Genomic DNA, 19,398 nt, shown 5'->3' with positions numbered 1-19,398 from the left:
CTCCCCGCGCGATTTGACGAAAGTCGATCAACCGCTGCACCATTCCACTAACACATTAGTGGAATGGTGCAGGAGTGGGAATGATCGAGTTCCAGGTGGACCGGCACAGCGGTGTGGCCACGTATCTGCAGCTCGTCAACCAGGTCAAGCAGGCGCTCCGGCTCGGCGTGCTGGAGCCCGGTGACCGGCTGCCCACCGCCAGGGCCGTCGTCGAGGCGACCGCCATCAACCCGAACACCGTGCTGAAGGCCTACCGCGAACTGGAGCGCGAGGGGCTCGTCGAACCGCGCCCCGGACGGGGCACCTTCGTCACCCGCTCGCTCTCCCGCCCCGAGGCCGCCGCCGACTCGCCGCTGCGCGCCGACCTCATCGCCTGGACGGCCCGCGCCCAGGCGGCGGGGCTCGGCCGCGCCGACATCCTGGCGCTCGTCGAGGCGGCCCTCGCCGACACGGCCCCGCCCGGCGCGGCGGCGGGCGGCGGCAGGGCCCCGGCCCCGGCCCACCCGGCACCGACCGACCCGGCGGACCCCGCGCCCGCGCCCTGACCAGGCACGGACGCACCGCCACGAGAGGAAACACGTGAACGACCCGACCGCCCCGCCAGCGATACGGGCCCAAGGAGTCCACCACTCCTTCCGGGGGAAGGAAGCCCTTGCCGACTGCGGCTTCGAGCTCCCGGCCGGCCGCATCGCCGCCCTGGTCGGCCCCAACGGCGCCGGCAAGAGCACCCTGTTCCACCTGCTGACCGGCCTGCTGCGGCCCACCCGAGGGGAGATACGCGTCTTCGGCGCCGCCCCCGGCACCCGCACGGCACGCGAACGCACGGCCTTCGTCGGCCAGGACAAGCCCCTCCACCAGGACTTCACCGTCGCGGAGACCCTCGCCCTGGGCCGCAGGATGAACCGCCACTGGGACACGGCCAAGGCCGAGCGCATCGTCCGCGACGGCGACATCCCCCCGAAGGCGCGCATCGGCAGCCTCTCCGGCGGCAAGCGCACCCGCGTCGCCCTCGCCCTCGCCTTCGGCAGGCAGGCCGACCTCCTCCTCCTCGACGAACCGCTCGCCGACCTCGACCCGCTGGTGCGCCACGAGATGACCGGGCTGCTCATGGCCGAGGCCGCGGACCGCGGCATCACCGTCGTGGTCTCCTCGCACGTGCTGCCCGAACTGGAGAACGTCTGCGACCACGTCCTGCTCCTCCAGAGCGGCCGGATACGGCTCGCCGGCGACACCCAGGACCTGCGGGAGGCCTACACCCGCGTCACCGGCCGCGCCGACCCCGACACCCCCGACGGGCTGCCCGCGGCCGCCGACCGCTCCGCCGTCGTGCACGCCGCGACCACGGGCCGGCAGCTGACCGCCGTCATCCGCAACGCCCCCGGCTCGGCCCTCCCGGCCGGCGCCGACGCACGCTGGATCACCGCGACGCCCTCGCTGGAGGAACTCCTCCTCGCCCACCTGCGCTCCGCACCCGGCACCACCCCTCCGGGCCCGCCCGCCCCGCACCCCGCGCACCCCGCGCAGACGGGAGCCGCCGCATGAACGGCACCCTCTGGCTCGCCTGGCGCCAGCAGCGCCTGCCGGCCCTCGCCGGCCTCCTCCTCGTCGCCGCCTGCGCCGTCTGGGCCGCCATCCGGCACGCCGAGCTCGCCGACATCGTCGGCGGCCACGACCTGACCGCCTGCAAGGGCTGGAACGGCACCTGCCCCGTCGACGTCGAGGTCGCCATCTTCGACCACACGCCCGGCATCCGGGCCCTCGGCACCCTCGCCGTCCTGCTGCCCGCCGCCATCGGCATGTTCTGGGGCGCCCCGCTCGTCGGCCGGGAGATCGAACGCGGCACCGTCAAACTCGCCCTCACCCAGGGGGCCGGCGCCCGCAGCTGGTTCGCCGCCCGCTTCGGCCTCGCCGCGCTCTGCGCCACCTTCCTGTCCGCCGCCGTCGCCGCCCTCCTCGCCTGGTGGTGGGAGCCGATCGCGAACATGCAGGACGGCGTCTACTGGTTCGACCCGTACATCCTCAGCGGCACCGGCCCGGCGGCCGTCGCCGGCGCCCTGTTCGCCCTCGCCGCGGGCACCGCGATCGGCCTCCTCGTACGCCGCACCCTGCCCGCCATGGGCCTGACCGCCGCCGCGGTCCTGGCCACCACCGCGTTCCTGACCTTCTTCCGCCGCGACTGGGTCGCCCCCGTCGACCGCATCACGCCCGGCATGACACCCAAGCGGCTCATCGGCAGCGGCTGGTCGGCCGGCTACCGCTACCTCACCCCCGACGGCGTACAGCACCCCCTGGAGAACTGCGCGCTCTCCGGCGAGGAACTCCGCGTCTGCATGGCCGGGCACGGCTACACCGGCCGCGTCCACAAGGTGTACCCCAGCTCCGACTTCTGGACCTTCCAGGCCATCGACACGGCCGTCTACCTCGGGCTCGCCGCGGCGCTCGTCGCCCTGACGGCGGTCCTGCTGCACCGCCGCCGCGGCCTAGTCTGAAATCCGCGGGGGAGGCCCCGTCAGCCGGGGCCCTCCACCCACCCACCACCTGGAGGAACACCTCGTGGCCACCAAGAAGAACCTCACCGCCGACCGCTCCAGCGTCGTCCACAAAGTCCGCTACGCCCTGCGCCACCCGGAGCGCATCGGCGGATACGTCCGCCGGGCCGCCCGCGACGGCTGGCTGCGCACCAAGCACCGCGACCACGTGTCCTACTACCGGGCCGTCATGGCCTCCGACACCGCCCGCAACCCCGAGGCCGCCGTCGGCAGCCAGACCCACGACCGCTGGCTCGCCCTCGGCAAGATGCAGTTCGACTACCTCCTCGGACACGGCCTGGCCCCGCACCACCGCATGCTCGACATCGGCTGCGGCAACCTCCGCGCCGGATGGCGCTTCATCCAGCACCTCCACCCCGGGCACTACTACGGCATCGACATCTCGCCGGACATCCTCATCTCCGCCAAGCAGACCCTCACCCGGCAGAAACTCCAGGACAAGCTGCCGCACCTGACCATCACCCAGGACCTCAAACTGGAGTTCCTGCCGAGCGCGCACTTCGACGTCGTGCACGCCCACAGCGTCTTCTCCCATTCGCCCGTCGAGGTCATCGACGAATGCCTCGCCCACGTCGGCCGCGTCCTGGCCCCCGGCGGCTTCTTCGACTTCACCTTCGACCGCACCGAGGGCGAGGAGCACCAGGTCCTGCGCGAGGACTTCTACTACCGCACCCAGACCCTCGTCGACCTCGCCGCCCGGCACGGCCTGACCGCCCGGTTCATGGACGACTGGGAGCAGCTCGGCCACGGCCAGTCCAAGATCCGCGTCACCGCCTGACCGGCGCCCCACCCCCGTGGGGGCGCCGGCCGTACGGGAGCCCGGGCCCGGCGTCAGCCGCGCTCGGGGAGGTCCGCCTCCACCGGGACGGAGGAGCCGCGCCCCGACCGCGGGGCGGCGGCCTTCGCCCCGCAGAACGCGGCCTCCAGCGTGCCGCCCAGGGCCGTGTTCGCCTGACCCCGGTTCGAGGTGTTCGCCATGGCCGCCAGCGACCGCCGGCCGTCCCGCGTGGCGAAGGCGTACGTGTAGTAGCCCTGCACGGTGCCGGTGTGCCCGTACACCGGCACCCCGCACGACAGGTCGTAGCGGCGCAGCCCCAGCCCGTAGAAGCGGGTGCCCGCCGCGTCCGTCGGCGTCGCGGCGAGCATCGCCTCCAGCAGCGGCGCCGGCAGCAGCCGGCCGCCGAGCAGCGCCGAGACGAAGGTGTTCAGGTCGGCCGGAGCCGAGATCATCGTCCCGGCCGCCTGAGCCCAGGACGCCGTCTGCTCGGTGGAGTCCACCAGCCGGCCCGGCTCGTCGGGGTGCAGGTAGCCGCGCACATGCCGGCCGCGGATCGCCGTGGCCGGGTGCACGTACGCGGTGTCCCGCAGCCGCAGCGGCCCGATGATGCGGCGCCGGTACTCCTCTCCCACGCTGCGGCCGGAGGCCTTCTCGATGAGCATGCCGACGACCACGAAGTTGGTGTTCGAGTACGCGTACGCCGCGCCCGGCTCGTTGGTCCGCGGCTCGCGCAGCGACAGGCGGACCAGCTCCCGCGGCTCGAACACCTTGTTCCGTACGGCCTCGAAACCGGGCACGGTGCGCGCGAACATGGCCTCCGTGTAGTCGGCGAGGCCGCTGCGGTGGGCCAGCAGGTGGCGGACGGTGATCCGGTCGTCGGGCAGCAGCCCGGGCAGGTGGCGGCCCACCGGGTCGTCCAGGCCGAGGCGCCCCTCGTCGACCAGTTGGAGCAGGACGACGGCGGAGAACGTCTTCGTGACGCTGCCGATCCGGAACCGCGCCCCGACGTCCATCGCCGCACCGCTTCCCCGGTCCCGCACCCCGGTCGTCCGGGTCAGGACCCGGCCCCCGGGGCCGGTGAACCGGGCCATCGCCCCGGGCGCCCCGGCCGCGGTGGCCGCGGCCAGTGCCCGCTCCAGGGCGGCCGCGTCGGGGGCGTGCGCCGGCGCCTGCTGCGGCGGTGCGGCGGCGGCGGGGGAGTGCGGCGCGGCGTGGGCGGCTGCGGCGGGGGCCAGGCCGGCGGCGAAGGCCAGCAGGGCGGCCCCGGCGGTCAGGCGGCGGGCGTGGGGGGTCAGGTGCACGGGGCTCCTCGGCGCTTCGGTACGGAGTGGGGGGAGGGCACGGTGCGGCCCGGGCGGGCGCACGGTGCCGGGGAGAGGGGGATCGTACGGGCCGCCCGGCGGCCGGCCCGTACGGCGCGGCGGGTCAGGTCCCGCAGGCGGGAACGCCGTCCAGCCATGCGGGCCCCTGGATGTAGATGTTCGTCATCCAGGCGTCGTAGTCCGGCAGGTAGGACCAGACGTCGTTGGTGTAGCCGTCCGAGGTGACCTTCTCGGCGTGCTTCTGGCAGCCGACGCGGATCGTCGTGGGGCCGGGGAAGGCGTACACGCGGGCCGCGGACAGCTTCGGCTCGGCCTTCGTCCACACGCCCGTGCCCCACGTCCGGAAGAGGGGCCCCTCGACGGGACCGGGGTTGACGCGGATGGCCCCGTGGTAGCCGGAGCCCAGCCGGACGTCACTGACCATCAGCTTGGTCCCGGACTGCCGGGCCTCCGCCATCTTGCCCGCGCCCAGGTAGATCGCGATGTGGTGCAGGTGCCGGGGGGTCCCCCACACGAGCAGGTCGCCGGGTACCAGCGGGGCGAGCCCCTGCGCGGCGGTGAAGCGCCCGGCCGCGCGGTGCGTGTAGTACTGGGCGGACGCCACCCCGTTCAGGATGTCCGAGCCGGTGGCCCGCGCGTACGCGTACCGGACGAGGCCGGAGCAGTCGAAGCCGAGCCGTTCCGGATCGTGCTCGCTCGCCGGGTCGTCGGGGTCCACCTGGCCGTACGTGGCCCCGGGCTCGGGGCCGTGGCCGCCGCCCCAGGTGTACCAGACGTCGGCGGCGACCTGCTCGCAGGCCGCGGCGACGGCCCGCTCCGCCGCGGCGGAGGCGCCCGGTGCGAGGATGCGGCAGGAGTCGTCGGCGGCTGCCGCGGCGGGCGCGGGCGCCCACAGCAGGACGGCCAGGAGAGCGATGAGCGTGCCGATGGGGCCGGACCGGCGAAGCATGCGGATCCCTCGATTCGTGTGGCGCGGGGCATGGTGAGCCCGTGTCAGGAGGCGGGCGGGTCGCTCTCGGGGTGTGACGCCGCCCGCACCCCGACACTGGCCGGTCGCGGGCCGCCGCGTCGACCCCGCCGCGCCGCCCCACCCGGACGGGCAACGGGAAACCCTGGGGAAACCCCCTCCCGTCAGGGGCGTTCGGGCGGCTCCGCACGCCGGGCGGCGGGCTCGGGATCCCACAGCCGGACCGTGCCGTCGTTGCCGCTGCTTGCGACGGTGCGCCCGTCGGGGCTGAACGCCACGCCCCACACCGCGTTCGTGTGGCCCGACAGCGCCGCCCGCAGCCGCCGGCCGGCCACGTCCCACAGCCGGACCGTGCGGTCGTTGCCGCTGCTGGCCAGGGTGCGGCCGTCGGGGGAGAAGGCGATGCCGCGGGCGGAACCGGTGTGCCCGGCCAGGACGGCCGCGACCGCGTGCCGCTGCGGGTCCCACAGCCGGACGGTGCCGTCGTTGCCGGTGCTCGCCAGCGACCGCCCGTCGGGGCTGAACGCGACCGCCCGCACCGCGCCGGTGTGGCCGGTGAGCGTGGCCAGCGGGCGGCGGCCCGGCACGTCCCACAGGCGGACCGTCAGATCGTCGCCCGCGCTGGCGAGGGTGCGGCCGTCGGGGCCGAACGCGACGTCGTTCGCGAAGTCGGTGTGGCCCGTCAGCGTGGCCAGCGGCGCCCTCCCCGGCACGTCCCACAGACGGACCGTGCGGTCCGAGCCGGCCGACGCGAGGGTCCGCCCGTCCGGGGAGAACGCCACCGAGAACACGGCGCCCGTATGCCCCGGCAGGACCGCCGGCCCGGTCCGTCCCGCGGTGTCCCACAGCCGGACGGTCCCGTCGGAGGCCGCCGAGGCCACCGTCCGGCCGTCGGGGGAGAACGCCACCGCGTACACGGCTTCCGCGTGCCCCTCCAGCCGCCGGACCGGCCGCCGGCCCCGTACGTCCCACAACTGCACCGAGTGGTCGCCGCACGCCGCGGCCAGCAGGGCGCCGTCCGGGCTGAACGCCACCCGCCAGAACTCGGTGAACGGACGCGCCGTCAGGGTCCGCCCGCGCAGGTCCCACAGCACCACCGACTGGTCGAACGAGGCGGTCGCCAGCACCGCGCCCTGCGCGTCGACGGCTGCCGCGAGGACGTAGTCGGTGTGCCCGGACAGCGCGGCGGTCTGCCGGCCGCTGCGGACGTCCCACAGCCGGGTCGTCCCGTCGCCGCCGGCACTGACCACCGCCCCGCCGTCGGGCGTGTACGCGACGCCGTTGACGTCGTCGTTGTGGCCGGTCAGCGTCGCCGTCGCGGGGCGCTGCGCCGCCTCCCACAGCCGGACGGTGCGGTCGCCGCCGCCGCTGGCCAGGCTCCGGCCGTCCGGCGCGAACGCCACCCCCAGCACCTCCGCGGTGTGCCCTTCGAGCACGGCGAGGCTCCGGGCGCCGGCCGTGTCCCACAGCCGGACCGTCCGGTCCGAGCCGGCCGAGGCGAGGGTCCGCCCGTCCGGCGCGTACGACAGCGCGTTCACCTTCCCGGTGTGCCCGGCGAGGACCGTCGGGGGGCCGGTCCCGCCGGCCGGGTCCCGCAGCAGCACCCGGCCGTCCGGCATCGCGGCGGCGAGCGTGCGCCCGTCGGGGGAGAACGCCAGGGCGCGCGCGTCCGCGGTGTCCGCCGGGAGCACGGCCGGACCGCCGCCGCCCGAGGCGTCCCACAGGCGTACGGGGCCCTCGGTGGACGTGGCGGCGAGCCGGCTCCCGTCGGGGCTGAAGGCGATGTGCCGGACCCTGCCCGGCATCGTCAGCACGGCCGTCGTCCTCCGGTCGGCCACCCGGCGCAGCAGCACCCTCCCGTCGGACCCGGCGCTCGCCAGCAGCCCGCTGCCCGGCGCGAAGGCCACCGCGTTCACGGGCCCGCTGTGGCCGCCCAGCCGGGCGAGGAAGGGCTGGGACTGCGTGCTCAGCAGCGCCCCGCGCGCCTCCGGGGTGGCGGCCGTCCGGTACGCCTCCTGCGCGAGCCGCAGCGACTCCTCGGGCCGCCCCGCCGCCAGCGCGGCGGACTGCGCGGCGAGCGCCTGCGACCGCGCCTGCCGCTCCTGGCCGAGGGCGGCCTCCCGCTGCCGGTAGGCCAGCCCGCCCGCGGTCAGCGCCAGCACCAGCAGGACGACGAGGAGGCCGAGCATCCGCTGCCGGAGCCGGACCTGGCGCCGGTCGTGGGCGCGCCGGGCCTCCTCGGCGGCGGCACCCGCCCGCAGGAACTCCGCCTCCAGCGGGGTGAGCCGGGCCCGGCCGCCCACCTCGTCGGCCCAGGTCCGGGCGGTGTCCAGGCGGGTGCCGTGGTAGAGGACGGAGGGATCGCGGCCCTCGCGCTCCCACTCCTCGGCGGCACGGGCGAGCCGCCGGTGCACCAGCAGCCCGTCGCGGTCGGCGTGGATCCAGCCGCGCAGCCGCGGCCAGGCGTGCAGCAGCGCCTCGTGCGCGATCTCCACGGTCTCGCTGTCCGCGGTGACCAGCCGAGCCCGGACGAAGGCGTCGAGGGCACGCCCGGCCGCGCCCGGGTCGGCGGACTGCTCCAGCAGCACGGCCCGCCGCATCCGGCGGCGGGTCGCCGCGGCCCCGTCGCCGACGTGGACCAGGCCGAGCAGCATCCGCCGCAGCACCCGCTGCTCGGCCGGGTACAGCCGGGCGAAGACGCTCTCGGCGGTCTGCGCGACCGCGCCCTGGATGCCGCCGCTGTGCTCGTACCCGGCGACGGTCAGGGTGGCGCCCTCGCGACGCTGCCAGGTCGCCATCAGCGCGTGGGAGACGAGCGGCAGCGCACCGGCCGGCGCCGCGAGGCCCGAGGCGGCCGCCGGCCCGGCCGCCGCCCCCCGCACCCCGGCGTCGCGGAGCAGCAGCGGCACCAGGCCCGGTTCGAGGGTGAGGCCGGCCCGCGCGGCCGGCCGCGTGACGGACTCCCGCAGCTCGGCCACGGTCATCGCCGGCAGGACGAACAGCCCGTCCGCCAGCGCGGCCGCGAGCTCCGGCAGGTCCAGGCAGCCGGCGGTGAAGTCGGCGCGGATTCCGAGGACCACCACCGCCGGGTCCAGGCCGGCCCGGTCGGCCCGCCGCGCCGCGGACACGGCGCACAGGACCCGGACGAACGCCCGCCGCTCCTCCTCGTCGCAGCAGAGGGTGAAAAGTTCCTCGAACTGGTCGACGAGCAGAACCGGCCGCAGCCCGTGCCGCCGGCCCGGGGCCGCGCCTTCCGCAGGGCCGGCCCCGGCCCCGCCGGCGCCCCCGGAGAGCCGGTGCACCGCCTCCAGGAGCCGCTCGGGCCGCTGCCGCAACTCCCGTACGCCCACCCCCGGATCGCCGTCGAGGGCCTTCGCGGTGCAGTCCAGCAGCTCCTGCAGCGGATGCGCCGTCGGGGTCAGCCGGATCACGGGCCAGGACTCGGCGCCTGCCATCGGGAAACCGCCCCCGCGCCGCAGCGCCGGCACCAGACCGGCGTTCAGCAGGGAGGACTTCCCCGCCCCGGACCGGCCGACGAGCAGCAGCGGGCCGCTCCCGATGCGCTCGAAGACCCGCTCCACCAGCGCCGCGGTCGCCCGCTCCCGGCCGAAGAACCAGTCGGCGTCGTGCGGGGTGAAGGCCGCCAGGCCCCGGTAGGGGCACTCGCCCTCCGCCTGCCAGGGCGCCGACGGCGCCGCGGGCGGGGCCTGCGCGGCGGCCGCCCGGGAGGCGTCCGCGTCCGCCTCGCGGGCCAGCCGCACCAGCGCCCCGTCGGCCTCCAGCACCCGGTCGCAGCGCAGCGCGACGTCGAGGGTGACGCGCTTCGCCCCGGTCTCGATCTTGCTCAGGTAGCCCTTGCTGTAATGGGTCTGGCGGGCGAGCCCCGCCAGCGACAGGCCGCGCTCCACGCGCAGCCTGCGCAACTGTGCGGGAAAGGAGCGCACCGCGGCCCCGGCTGCGTCCGCGGCCGGTTCCGCCTCGGCGGCCGGCGCGCCCTGCGCGGTGTCGGCGGCTTCGGAAGAACCGTACCGGTGTGTCGTGTTCCGCCCGCTCTCCGGGTCGCCCACGGCATCCCCCATGGCAGTGTGCGCCGAGGTCGTGAGATGGCAGCCCAAGGCTACAGCGGAGTCAACACGGCCGTGTACGCGCTGTGACCGGCGTGGCGGGAAAAGGCGCATGCGGAAGGCCTCCCGGGCCCGCCGAAGGGCGGCCCCGGGAGGCGTTCCGAACAACCGGCCCAGAACTACGGCCGGTACAGGGCGACGGAGTTGACGGGCGTCAGGTTGGCGTAGACGCCGGTCTGCGCGGCGATGCGGCCGCCGCAGCCCGTGCCGCTTCCGCCGGTGCACAGGGCGGCGGTGGCGCCGCCGGTCTGGTTGTTCAGCACCCAGTGGTTGCCGTACTGGTTGTAGATCTTGTGTGCCCCGTAGCTGTAGAAGACGTGGGTCGGCTTCACCGCCGGGTTCTGGTCCTGCGGGTAGATGCAGACCGCTCCGGACGGGCAGCCCGCCCAGTCGCCGGCGGGCTTGGCCTGGGCCGCCCCGCCGAGTGCGACGACGGCCGCGGCGGCGGTGGCGAGTGCGGCGGCGCCGCGGATCATCTTGCGCATCGGTTCCCCCTGGGGGTTGCGTTCCGTGCTGACGGATCCAGCCTGTCCGCCGCGCCTCCGGAGGTCGACGCGTTTCCTGTCTCCCGTCCGCCGCCGGCCCGGGAAACCCCTCCCGGCCTGCGGGGACGCCGTCCGGGAGGCAACCCCGGCCCACCCGTGCGGCGGCACCCGGACCGGCGCCCGGACCGGGACCCGGACCGCCCGGGGCGGCTTCGGAGCCGATCCGTGATGTCCTGTGGCGCGACCGCGCGCAGAATTGAGGCAGTGGCCCGTGCCGGGCGCGGGCCCCGAGAGCCGCCTGCGTGGAAGGGGGCCGCCCGATGCCACAGGAACGGCCGGGAGGCGGAAGCGGCCCCGGTCCGCTCCTGTCCGAGCCGGGGCCCCTGCTGGAGCAGGTCGCCGTGGCCGTCTTCGCCCTCGACGACGCGGGCGGGATCGCCCACTGGGGACCCGGAGCCGAGCAGCTGTTCGGCCACGCCGCCGCCGACGTCCTCTCCCGGCCCGCCGCCCTCCTCTTCCCCGACCCGCCCCCGGACGCCCCCGACGCGGCCGCCCGGCTCGTGGAGCGCGCCCGCTCCCTCGGCTACTGGCGGGTCCGCATGCCCGCCCGGCACCGCGACGGCGGCATCTTCGACTGCGGCTTCCGGGTGTTCCCGATGGCCGGCGCCGGCGGCGGCACCGTCGTGCTCGGGCTGGCCGCGCGCGGCGAGGAGCTCGACCGCGTGAAGACCAACCTCCTCTTCCTCGACGCCCTCTTCGAGACCTGCCCCATCGGCCTCGTCATGCTCGACGAGGACCTGCGCTACGTCCACCTCAACCAGGCCCTCGCCGACATGGACGGCATCCCCCTCGCCGACCACCTCGGGCGCCACGCCGCCGACATCATGATCACCTCGGACGGCGGGGAGCTCCAGCGCACCCTGCGCGACGTGGCCCGCGGCCGCCGCTCCGTCGTCGGCGCCCTGCTCGGCCTGCGCACCCCCGGCCGACCCGACCGCGACCAGGTCCGCTCGGTCAGCTTCTTCCCGCTCAGCGGAGCGGGCGACACCCGGCGCGGGGTCGGCGGCCTCCTCCTCGACGTCACCGACCGCGAGCAGGCCATCCTGGAGGCCACCGCCGCCCGGCAGCGGCTGGCCCTCCTCGACCGGGCCGCCGCCCGCATGGGCACCACCCTCGACCTGGACACCACCGCCCGCGAACTCGTCGAGGCGGCCGTGCCCGACTTCTGCGACGGCTGCGTCGTCGAACGCGTCGAATGGATGGACGAGGACGAGGACTTCGACCCCGAGCGGCCGCTGATCACCCGCCGGATCGCCTCCGGGACCGTCCTGCCGGCGCCCGCCGAGGAGCTCGTCAAGGGCGCGGACCGCGTGACCTACCCGCCTGGCTCCAGCATCCACCAGATGGTCAGCACCGGCCGCCCCCTCGCCGTCCCGGTGAACGAGGAGTTCGTCAGCCGCACCGTCGCCCACCCCGGGCGCGCCCGCCTGCTCCTGGAGAGCGGCTTCGACTGCATCCTCGTGGCGCCGCTGATCGCCCGCGGCACCGTCCAGGGCATCGCCCTGTTCGGCCGGTCCGCTGCCCGGCCCGCGTTCGCCGACGAAGACCTCAGCCTCGCCGCGGAACTCGCCTCCCGGGCCGCCCTGTGCCTGGACAACGCCCGCCTGTACGGCAGGATCCACGACATCGCGCTCACCCTCCAGCACGCGCTGCTGCCCAACGCCCCGGCCGCCGGGCCGCACGTCGACATCGCCCACCGCTACCTGCCCGGCAGCCGGCTCACCCAGGTCGGCGGCGACTGGTACGACGCGGTGGCCCTTCCCGGCGACCGCGTCGCCCTCGTCGTCGGCGACGTGATGGGCCACGGGGTGCCCGCCGCCGCGAACATGGGCCGGCTGCGGATCACGGCGAAGACCCTGGCCCGGCACACCGCCGAGCCGGCCGACCTCCTCGCCGAGCTGGACGCCTGCGCCGAGGAGTCCGGCATCGACTGGGCGACCTGCCTCTACCTGGTCTACGACGCCCGCACCGGCGGCGCCCGCATCGCCAACGCCGGACATCCGCCGCCCCTCGTACGCAGCCCCGACGGCACAGTGCGGACCGTCGGCGAAGGGCTCGGGGTGCCCCTCGGGGTCGGCGGCGTCCCCTACCGCTCGACGTGGGCGCACCTGCCCGAGGGGGCCGTGGTCGCCCTGTACACCGACGGCCTCGTGGAGGCCCGCGGCCAGGACATCGACACCGGAATCGGCGCCCTGCGCGCCCTGCTCGCCGGCCCGGTCTTCTCCCTGGAGGAGGCGGCCGACCGGATCCTCGCCGAGCTGCTGCCCGCGGCGCCGACCGACGACACCGTCCTCGTCCTGGCCCGCGTCCGCCGCGCCCCCGGGGTACAGGAGCCCCCGCAGCCGGCCTGACCTGCGGCCGGTCGGGAACCGCGGGCGCCGCCGTACGCGTCCTACGCGCGGCCGGACCGCCTGCCGGGGGCGTCCGCCGTACGGGGGAGAGGCGGGCGGGGATGGGGCGAGCGGGAGCGTGGCGGAGCGCGGGAGGACGCTGGTCGTGGCGCCGGGGCCGGGGTGCGGCCCTCCTCGCCGCGGCGGCGGGCGTGCTGCTGGTCCGTCCGGGGCTCCTGCCGGACCTGCCGGGGCGTCCGGGGAGCCTCGTCGAGGCGTTCCTGCCGTGGCTCGGCCTGGCCGTGCCGCCGCTGGCGGGGTGGGCGGTGCTGCGCCGGTCGCGGACCGCGCTGTGCGCGGCCGCGCTGCCGGCGCTCGCCTGGACGGCCGCGTTCGGCGCGTTCCTGCTGCCGCGCACCGGACAGCCCGCCGACCTGCGGGCCGTCCAGCACAACATCGCCGACGACAATACCGACCGGGCGGGCACGGCCCGGGCCCTGGCCCGCACCGGCGCCGACCTGATCGCCGTGGAGGAGCTGACGCCCGCGGCCGCCCCCGTCTTCGCCGCGGCCCTGGGCGCGGAGTACCCGCACCATGCGGCCGCCGGCACCGTCGCCCTGTGGTCGCGCCACCCGCTCGCGGATCCGCGGCCGGTGGACATCCGGCCCGCCGGAGTCGGGGAGGGGTGGAACCGCGGCCTGCGGGCGACCGCCCGCACCCCGCACGGCGACATCGCGGTCTACGTGGCGCACCTGCCGTCGGTACGGCTCGGCCCGCTCCGCGGGTTCGACGCCGCCCGGCGCGACGAGAGCGCCGTCCTGCTGGGGCGGGCTCTGGCCGCCGAGCCGCTGGACCGGGTGGTGCTGCTCGGCGACCTGAACGCCACCGTCGACGACCGGGGGCTCGCGCCCGTCGTACGGCGGACGGGGCGGCCGGCCCCGGACTTCGCGTTCAGCTGGCCGGCGGCGCTGCCGGCGGCGCGTATCGACCACGTCCTGGCCCGCGGGGCCGAGGTCACCCGGATCCGGACCCTGCCGCCGACGGGGAGCGACCACCTGCCCGTCGCCGCCGACATCCGGTTCTGACGCCGGCCGGCGGGGCGGGTCCAGCGGCTGCTCCGGCTCACCGCATGTGCGTGATCCACCGCCGGACGGCCGTGTACGTGGCGTCGTCTGCCGCCGACAGCACGGTGATGGCGTGCAGGTCCTCGGCGGCCGGGGGGACGCCCGCCACGGTGAGGCACGCGTGCAGGTCCAGGCGCCGCCGGTCGCAGGACGTGAGCGAGTCGGAGGACCGGGCGGCCGGGGGGAGCGGGTCCTCGGGCTCCAGGGCTTCCGGTTCCGTGTCGGCGGTGAGGCCGCGCAGGCCGGGGAAGCGGTAGGGGTCGAGTGCGGCCCGCGGTGCCTTCGGGCGTTTGAGGGACTGCCATGCGTCCATGCGCATACTCCGAACGTGGGGGAGGGGCGGACCACGGCGGCGTCGCCGTGGCGGAAGGAGCCGGCCGCGGCGCGGGCGCGCCGGAGCCGGAGGGGAGGGAGGGGCCGCGGCAGCGCTCAGGGCTGCACGTCGTGCCCGGCACGGGCACGGGCGCCGGCGGCGATGACCTCGGCGAGCCTGTCGGCGACGGCCGTACTGCAACCGCCGAGCCGGACGATGCCCCGGCAGCCCACCGGCCCGTCGTTGCCCAGGGAGGGGAGGACGAGGCCGGCGAGTGCCAGGGCGGCCCGGAGGTTCGCGGCGGCCGCCTCGCCGGCCTGGAACGCCTCGTCCTGGCGCTGCCGGTACTGGATGCGCTCGGCGCGCGTGAGTTCGTAGGCCATGGTGGTGTCCTTTCGTTTCGCAGGGATGGTGTGCGCGCAGGGCTCGGCGGCGCCCGGCGCACGCCCGGCCCGCCGAGGGGGCGGACCGGTGCGGGGCGTTTCGCGGGAGCGTCGGCGGTGGCCGACGCCGGGCCGCGCGGGGGCAGCAGGCCGGAGCCCTGCGCTGCCCCTCGCGGCTGGTCAGTGGGGTGGACCCGAAGGACTGACACCGCGGGCAACCCGTGACCTATCGCTTTCGATCTTCGTTTCCCGGACAAGTGCGTGATCACGGGCCTCGACGGTCCGGGAAGGAGTGAGGTGCCGAGGAGTCGCCACCGGTTACCGGCCGCGCCGCGCCCGGCCGTGTCGGTACGTGTGCCGGCGCGTGGAGCGCGTCGCGCGGGGGAGGTGTGCGGGGGTGCGGCATGCGCCGCGGGAGCAGGGTGCCGCCGCGCGGTCAGGACCCGTAGCGGAATCTGCGCCCTGGGGAGGGCGGCAGGCTGCCGCCGCGGTCGGCCAGCGCGAAGTCCGGCAGGCCCGCGGCCGCCTGGCTCCGCACGGCCGCCTGCGGCGGGATCGGGGCCGGCGCGCGCGTGCTGCGGCTGTTGCGGTGCCGCGGCGAGGGCTGGCGGGGCGGTCGCGTGAGCGTGATCTGGCGGACGAGCTGCTGGAAGCAGGCCAGTGCGGCAATCGGCGGAAGGGTCGCCGCCGCCTGCCCGGCGAGGGTTCTGGGCGCCTGGGCCAGGCACAGCAGGGTGGCGAGGGTGGAGAACAGCAGGACGATCGACCAGGAGTGGATGGCGCGTCGCTGGTGCAGGGCGGCCCGGAGGATCGACAGGGAGGCGACCATCCAGGGCCCGTAGATCAACAGGGGCCACCAGCTCACCACGTCGTGCGCGGTCCGCGGCCCGGCGCTGTGGCGCAGCGCGTCGCAGATGGCCATGCCGCTGAACAGGCTGACGACGGCGGCGATGACCGCGACCAGCACGGAGGTGAGCAGGCTGCCCGTGCGGAGCAGTGTCACGGTCGAAGCCCCGGACGTCGTCCGGCGGTGGCCGGCGTGGGCCGGCGGGTGCGGCCACTTGTCGGCGGCCGAGGGGGCCATGCCCGCCCCCATGCCCGCGCCCGTCCCCGTACCGACGCCTACGCCTGTGCCCAGGCCGGCGACGGCGGGGCCGACCGGGTCGGCCGGTTCGTCGAAGACGATCCGGTCGAGTGGCTCGGCCGGTATGGCGCCCGCGGCTTCGTGGAGTTGGTAGGCCAGCTCCTCCGCCGCGTCCCACGGCACGCCCCCCTCGGCCGTCGGCGTGCCGAGGAGGGTGTGCCGGTCGTGCCGGTCATGGCGCTCGTGGTGGTCGTGCCGCTCCTGGTGCTGGCCGGGCCAGAACAGCAGCGTGTCCGGGTGCGGGTGGGGGGCGGCGGTCATGTCGTGGAGACCGTACGGTTCAAACACGGTGGCTCTGCCCGGGGTACTCGCGGACGGACACGTCGAACGCCGTGGCCGGCACGGCAGGCCGCGCCATGGCCTGCCACCTCCGCGTGCACGCGATCTCGACGCTGCGGAGCGTGTCCAGGAGGGCCTCCAGCGCGGGGGCCGCGTAGTGGAGGACCACCTCGTCGGCGCCGCGCCGCAGGAGCGGGCCCGCATCGGGGTCCCCGTAGGCCGGGGTCGGAACGTACGTCCACGAGCCCGCCCTCGTGGTGCCGGTTCGCACGTCGCCGCCGTCGCTGTCGACGCTCCGCGGGTACATGGCGGGGTGCTGTGCTGTTGTCATAGTCCACCCAACGCGCGGGCCGCCGGACTGGGTTGTGCTCCATCCAGGTGAGGGCGGCCGGTGTCAGCGGGCGTTGACCCGTGTCTTCTTATCGGTTCTGCACGGGTCGGGGGGTGGTCGGCCAGGTGCCCCGCACCCCGTCTGTGCTGCACGTTCGGCCGATACCGCGCCGGGCGCGGGCGCGCCCCCCGGGACACGCGAGTGACGCGTGTGGCCCATGGTGCGAAGGGGCGGGAACAACCGAGGATGCGCATGCGCCACCCCGCGCGGCGCGCGGCGGCCGGCGCGCGCCCCTTGCCTGCATGAGGGCCGTCGGCGCCTTCCTGCGCAGGCCGCAGCGTTCGCCGGAGGGGTCGGGGGTGAGGGGGCGGGGCTGCAATCGGATGACAGGGCGCAACCCTGCATATGCCGCTGCGTTATGTCGAGGTGTTCCCGGATCGTCTCGGGAGCGCCCTGAGTCAGTCGAGGAAGGCAGCCGTCGTGGCAGACGTGTTCTTGTGGAGTGTGCTGGTGTGCGCCGTGCTCGGTACGGCCCTCACCGCGTGGTCGTCGGGAGGAGTCGGCCGGCTGCACCCCGCGGACCGCCGTGAACTGCAGCGCCAACAGCACTTCGAACACGTGCTGTCCCTGCACGTGGATGCCGTGCACACGCCGCGCGAGGGGGCCGAGGGAACTGCCGTCGGCGCGCCCCGGGTCCCGGCGTGCGCGGTGTGCGGTTCCGTGCTCAACGCGTCCTGATGCGCGGGAGCCGCCCTCCGTGCCGGGCGGTGGCGGGGGCGTACGAGAGCGCGCCGCAGGGCCGTGGCGCTGCAGCGGCTGGTCCGCGCCGTGTCGAGGCGCTTGGGAAGGGGTAAGCCGTGGTCCCCGGAATCCGTCACGATCAACGAATTTACCCGCACTTTTGTTGAGGCCGAGACGGACCGGGGCAAACGGGTGAACCTCGCGAAAAACTCCCTGCGAGGGTGGCCGGTCTGCTATAAGTCCCGCCTCGGCCCCGTGGGACCGCGCCGCGCCTGTCGGGTCTGCCCTGTCGGAGCGGTCACCAGGGGACGTGCCGGCAGTCCTTCAGGAGCACCCCGTGGAGCGGGGTGCCCGACTGGCCCTGCACGACGGGGTGGCAAATGCGGGCCCTCGTCGTCCGGCGGGAGCCTGCGGGTCCCGTCCAGCAGGTCCGGACACGTTTCCACAAGCTCGCCGTCCGACGGCGTACCGGTGGTGCGGGTGGCCGAAGCTGCTGACTGCACCGCTCAGGCGCGGGGCCGGGCCGCGGATGCGGCGCGGTCGCGGATGAGGCCCGCCAGGCGGGCGGCGCCGTCGGCGGAGTGCCCCAGGAAGAGGTCCGGCTCGACGAGTTCGAGCTCCATGACGACCGGCCGGCCGTCGTCCGCCGTCGCGATGTCGACGCGCGCGTACAGCAGCGGGCGGTCCGCGGGCACGGCCGCCAGGGCCGCCCGGGCGAGTTCCCGTTCGGGTGCCGTGGGCTGGTGCGGGGCCAGGCCGGGGTGCGGGGTGCGGGTGTTGTCGAGGCCGGTCTCGGTGAGCACCGGCCCCTTGCGTATCGCGTGGCTGAACACGCCGCCGAGGAAGACCAGCGCCCGCTCGCCCTCCTCGATTCGCGACAGGTAGGGCTGCACCATCACGGTGCGCCCGGAGGCGTGCAGGGCGGCGGCGTGCGCGGCCGCGAGGCCGCGCTGGTGCGGGGCGTAGCGGGCGGTGTCCTGCGCACCGGCCGAAACGGACGGCTTGACGACGAAGTGCCCCTCCTCGGGCAGCGGCACGTCCTCGCCCGGGGCGGCGAACCGGGTGGGGACGACGGGGACGCCGCGGTCGGCGAGGTCGTGCAGGTAGCGCTTGTCCGTGTTCCACCGGACCACGTCGGCGGGGTTGTCCAGCAGGGTGGCGGCCTCGACGGCCTCCGCCCAGGCGAGGAACGAGGGCCGCCGGAGGGCGTAGTCCCACGTCGACCTGATGGTCACGGCGGAGTAGCGCGACCAGTCGCGGTCCGGCTCGTTCCAGTCCGCGGCCTCCGCCTCCAGGCCGCGGGCGCGCAGCGCCTCCAGCAGCACGGGCAGGTCCGAGTCGTGGGCCAGGCCCAGGGCCGAGGTGGCGACGGCCACCCTGGTCGTGCCGGTCATGTGCGTGTCCTCCGCGGTCGGGTCCGGGTGCCGCGGCCGGGGCGGCCGTGGCACGACCGGCCACTGTGCCACAGGGATGATCATCTGCTCATGCGGTTTTCGTCCGCTAGCGGGGCCGTTTGCCGTCCCCCGGATCGTCTTTGCCGTTGGTCTTGCGGCCGCGCACCCACATCGGCAGGGCGAACCAGCACAGCAGGTACCAGGCCAGGACGCCGACGACCAGCCAGGGCACGATGTGGTCGTCGGTGGTGACGCGCAGGATGAGGGAGAGCGCGGACACGAGGGTCGCGAGCAGCAGGACGATGCCTGTCATGGTGAGGCGGGAGGCCCACGTGACCGCCTCCGGCTTGATCTTGCGGCCCGAGACGATGCGGTGGAAGGCCACCGGGCCGATGAGCGCTCCGGTGGCGAGGGAGCCCAGGACCACGGTGATGATGTAGATCGTCCGGTCGGGGTCGTCCAGCTCCTGGAAGCGCGGGGTGAACGCGACGGTCAGGAGGAAGCCGAAGAGGATCTGCACGCCGGTCTGGACGACGCGTATCTCCTGGACCAGTTCCTGCCACTGGCGGTCCGCCCGCTCGTTGCGGTTCTCGTTGCGTCCGTTGCCGCGGTGCTCGCCGCCGGCGTAGGCCTGGCCGGCGTCGGCGTTCGAGGCGCGCCCGGGGTCGCGATCGCGGGCCCCGGCTCCGGCTCCGTCCTGGTCCTGTCGGCGGGTGGCGGTGTCGTCTTCCGGCATGCTGGCTCCCTCGGGCATCCCGTCCGGCCCGGACGGGTGGCTTCCCGTCCGCCCGGAAGCGGAGGACGTGCATGCGTATCACCCGTCACCGCCCGGTCAAACCCGTGTTCGGTCCAGGGCCGGGGTCAGCCCCCCGGTGCCTCCCCGGTCATGACGGCGTGGAAGGCCGACATGCAGGGCAGGCAGTGGCGGTCCGTGTCGCTGCCGCCCGCCGGGACGAGGGGCCGGCCGCAGAGGGTGGCGGACCGGTCGTGGGCGACGACGTGCCAGACCGGGCCGGGCCCGCTGGTCGCCTCGCCGAGGTGCATCTCGTACATGTGGCCTCCCCGTCGGGTGGA

Annotated in this window: 18 protein-coding genes; 7 read left to right on the top strand and 11 right to left on the bottom strand. The window is 75.8% G+C overall.

Going from position 1 to position 19,398, the window contains the following annotated elements; translation table 11 throughout:
* Positions 1-80 precede the first annotated feature (80 nt).
* The 4 genes from C0216_RS18085 to C0216_RS18070 all read left to right on the top strand — a co-directional run bounded on the left by C0216_RS18085 (position 81) and on the right by C0216_RS18070 (position 3,327).
* Entirely contained in the window at positions 81-545 is a 465-nt protein-coding gene (locus C0216_RS18085; RefSeq protein WP_114056289.1) for a GntR family transcriptional regulator, read from the top strand.
* Positions 546-579: 34 nt separating this feature from the next.
* Positions 580-1,542 carry an ABC transporter ATP-binding protein gene (locus C0216_RS18080; protein ID WP_114056288.1) on the top strand — a complete coding sequence of 321 codons (963 nt, stop codon included), beginning with the start codon at positions 580-582 and terminating at the stop codon, positions 1,540-1,542.
* The gene (locus C0216_RS18075) at positions 1,539-2,489 is read left to right on the top strand and encodes an ABC transporter permease subunit (RefSeq protein ID WP_114056287.1); all 951 of its coding nucleotides are present in this window, start codon (positions 1,539-1,541) and stop codon (positions 2,487-2,489) included. Before C0216_RS18080 ends, C0216_RS18075 begins: the two co-directional genes overlap by 4 nt.
* A 64-nt stretch (positions 2,490-2,553) precedes the next feature.
* Entirely contained in the window at positions 2,554-3,327 is a 774-nt protein-coding gene (locus C0216_RS18070) for a class I SAM-dependent methyltransferase (RefSeq protein WP_114056286.1), read from the top strand.
* Between the two features lie 53 nt (positions 3,328-3,380).
* On the opposite strand, the gene C0216_RS18065 is transcribed toward C0216_RS18070, so the two are convergent.
* The 4 genes from C0216_RS18065 to C0216_RS18050 all read right to left on the bottom strand — a co-directional run bounded on the left by C0216_RS18065 (position 3,381) and on the right by C0216_RS18050 (position 10,225).
* Positions 3,381-4,628 (bottom strand): serine hydrolase domain-containing protein, encoded by a 1,248-nt coding sequence (locus C0216_RS18065; RefSeq protein ID WP_246042603.1) that lies wholly within the window; start codon positions 4,626-4,628, stop codon positions 3,381-3,383.
* 124 nt (positions 4,629-4,752) lie between these two features.
* Positions 4,753-5,598, bottom strand: coding sequence for a C40 family peptidase (locus C0216_RS18060; RefSeq protein WP_114056285.1), 846 nt, complete (start codon positions 5,596-5,598; stop codon positions 4,753-4,755).
* 182 nt (positions 5,599-5,780) lie between these two features.
* Positions 5,781-9,695, bottom strand: coding sequence for a helix-turn-helix domain-containing protein (locus tag C0216_RS18055; RefSeq protein ID WP_114056284.1), 3,915 nt, complete (start codon positions 9,693-9,695; stop codon positions 5,781-5,783).
* A 164-nt stretch (positions 9,696-9,859) separates the two neighbouring features.
* Positions 9,860-10,225: a hypothetical protein gene (locus C0216_RS18050; protein ID WP_114056283.1), complete on the bottom strand. Its 366-nt coding sequence runs from the start codon at positions 10,223-10,225 to the stop codon at positions 9,860-9,862.
* Between the two features lie 320 nt (positions 10,226-10,545).
* Between C0216_RS18050 and C0216_RS18045 the strand changes: the two genes are divergently transcribed.
* A complete protein-coding gene (locus C0216_RS18045; protein WP_114056282.1) occupies positions 10,546-12,636 on the top strand; it encodes a SpoIIE family protein phosphatase in 2,091 nt (696 codons plus the stop codon).
* 101 nt (positions 12,637-12,737) lie between these two features.
* Complete coding sequence (locus C0216_RS18040; protein WP_114056281.1) at positions 12,738-13,700, top strand: endonuclease/exonuclease/phosphatase family protein; 963 nt, start codon at positions 12,738-12,740, stop codon at positions 13,698-13,700.
* Positions 13,701-13,737: 37 nt separating this feature from the next.
* Here C0216_RS18040 and C0216_RS18035 read toward each other — a convergent pair whose 3' ends face one another.
* The 4 genes from C0216_RS18035 to C0216_RS18020 form a co-directional block, all read right to left on the bottom strand.
* Positions 13,738-14,052 (bottom strand): hypothetical protein, encoded by a 315-nt coding sequence (locus C0216_RS18035; RefSeq protein WP_114056280.1) that lies wholly within the window; start codon positions 14,050-14,052, stop codon positions 13,738-13,740.
* Between the two features lie 116 nt (positions 14,053-14,168).
* Positions 14,169-14,435, bottom strand: coding sequence for a hypothetical protein (locus tag C0216_RS18030; protein ID WP_174250419.1), 267 nt, complete (start codon positions 14,433-14,435; stop codon positions 14,169-14,171).
* A 436-nt stretch (positions 14,436-14,871) separates the two neighbouring features.
* Entirely contained in the window at positions 14,872-15,840 is a 969-nt protein-coding gene (locus tag C0216_RS18025; RefSeq protein ID WP_216827097.1) for a hypothetical protein, read from the bottom strand.
* A 19-nt stretch (positions 15,841-15,859) separates the two neighbouring features.
* The gene (locus C0216_RS18020) at positions 15,860-16,189 is read right to left on the bottom strand and encodes a hypothetical protein (RefSeq protein WP_162793257.1); all 330 of its coding nucleotides are present in this window, start codon (positions 16,187-16,189) and stop codon (positions 15,860-15,862) included.
* Between the two features lie 480 nt (positions 16,190-16,669).
* Here C0216_RS18020 and C0216_RS18015 point away from each other — a divergent pair, with 480 nt between their 5' ends.
* Positions 16,670-16,927 carry a hypothetical protein gene (locus C0216_RS18015; RefSeq protein ID WP_162793256.1) on the top strand — a complete coding sequence of 86 codons (258 nt, stop codon included), beginning with the start codon at positions 16,670-16,672 and terminating at the stop codon, positions 16,925-16,927.
* A 509-nt stretch (positions 16,928-17,436) separates the two neighbouring features.
* On the opposite strand, the gene C0216_RS18010 is transcribed toward C0216_RS18015, so the two are convergent.
* From C0216_RS18010 to C0216_RS18000, 3 genes are all read right to left on the bottom strand, one after another.
* Positions 17,437-18,324 carry an ATP-grasp domain-containing protein gene (locus C0216_RS18010; RefSeq protein WP_114056277.1) on the bottom strand — a complete coding sequence of 296 codons (888 nt, stop codon included), beginning with the start codon at positions 18,322-18,324 and terminating at the stop codon, positions 17,437-17,439.
* A gap of 106 nt (positions 18,325-18,430) precedes the next feature.
* Entirely contained in the window at positions 18,431-19,060 is a 630-nt protein-coding gene (locus C0216_RS18005) for a DUF6328 family protein (protein ID WP_246042602.1), read from the bottom strand.
* A gap of 125 nt (positions 19,061-19,185) precedes the next feature.
* Positions 19,186-19,377: a hypothetical protein gene (locus tag C0216_RS18000; RefSeq protein WP_114056276.1), complete on the bottom strand. Its 192-nt coding sequence runs from the start codon at positions 19,375-19,377 to the stop codon at positions 19,186-19,188.
* Positions 19,378-19,398 lie beyond the last annotated feature (21 nt).

Source organism: Streptomyces globosus, from assembly GCF_003325375.1.
In the GTDB taxonomy this organism is placed as follows: domain Bacteria; phylum Actinomycetota; class Actinomycetes; order Streptomycetales; family Streptomycetaceae; genus Streptomyces; species Streptomyces globosus_A.
The sequence above is the reverse complement of the archived record's forward strand: the minus strand, read 5'-3'. Positions and strand labels throughout refer to the sequence as shown.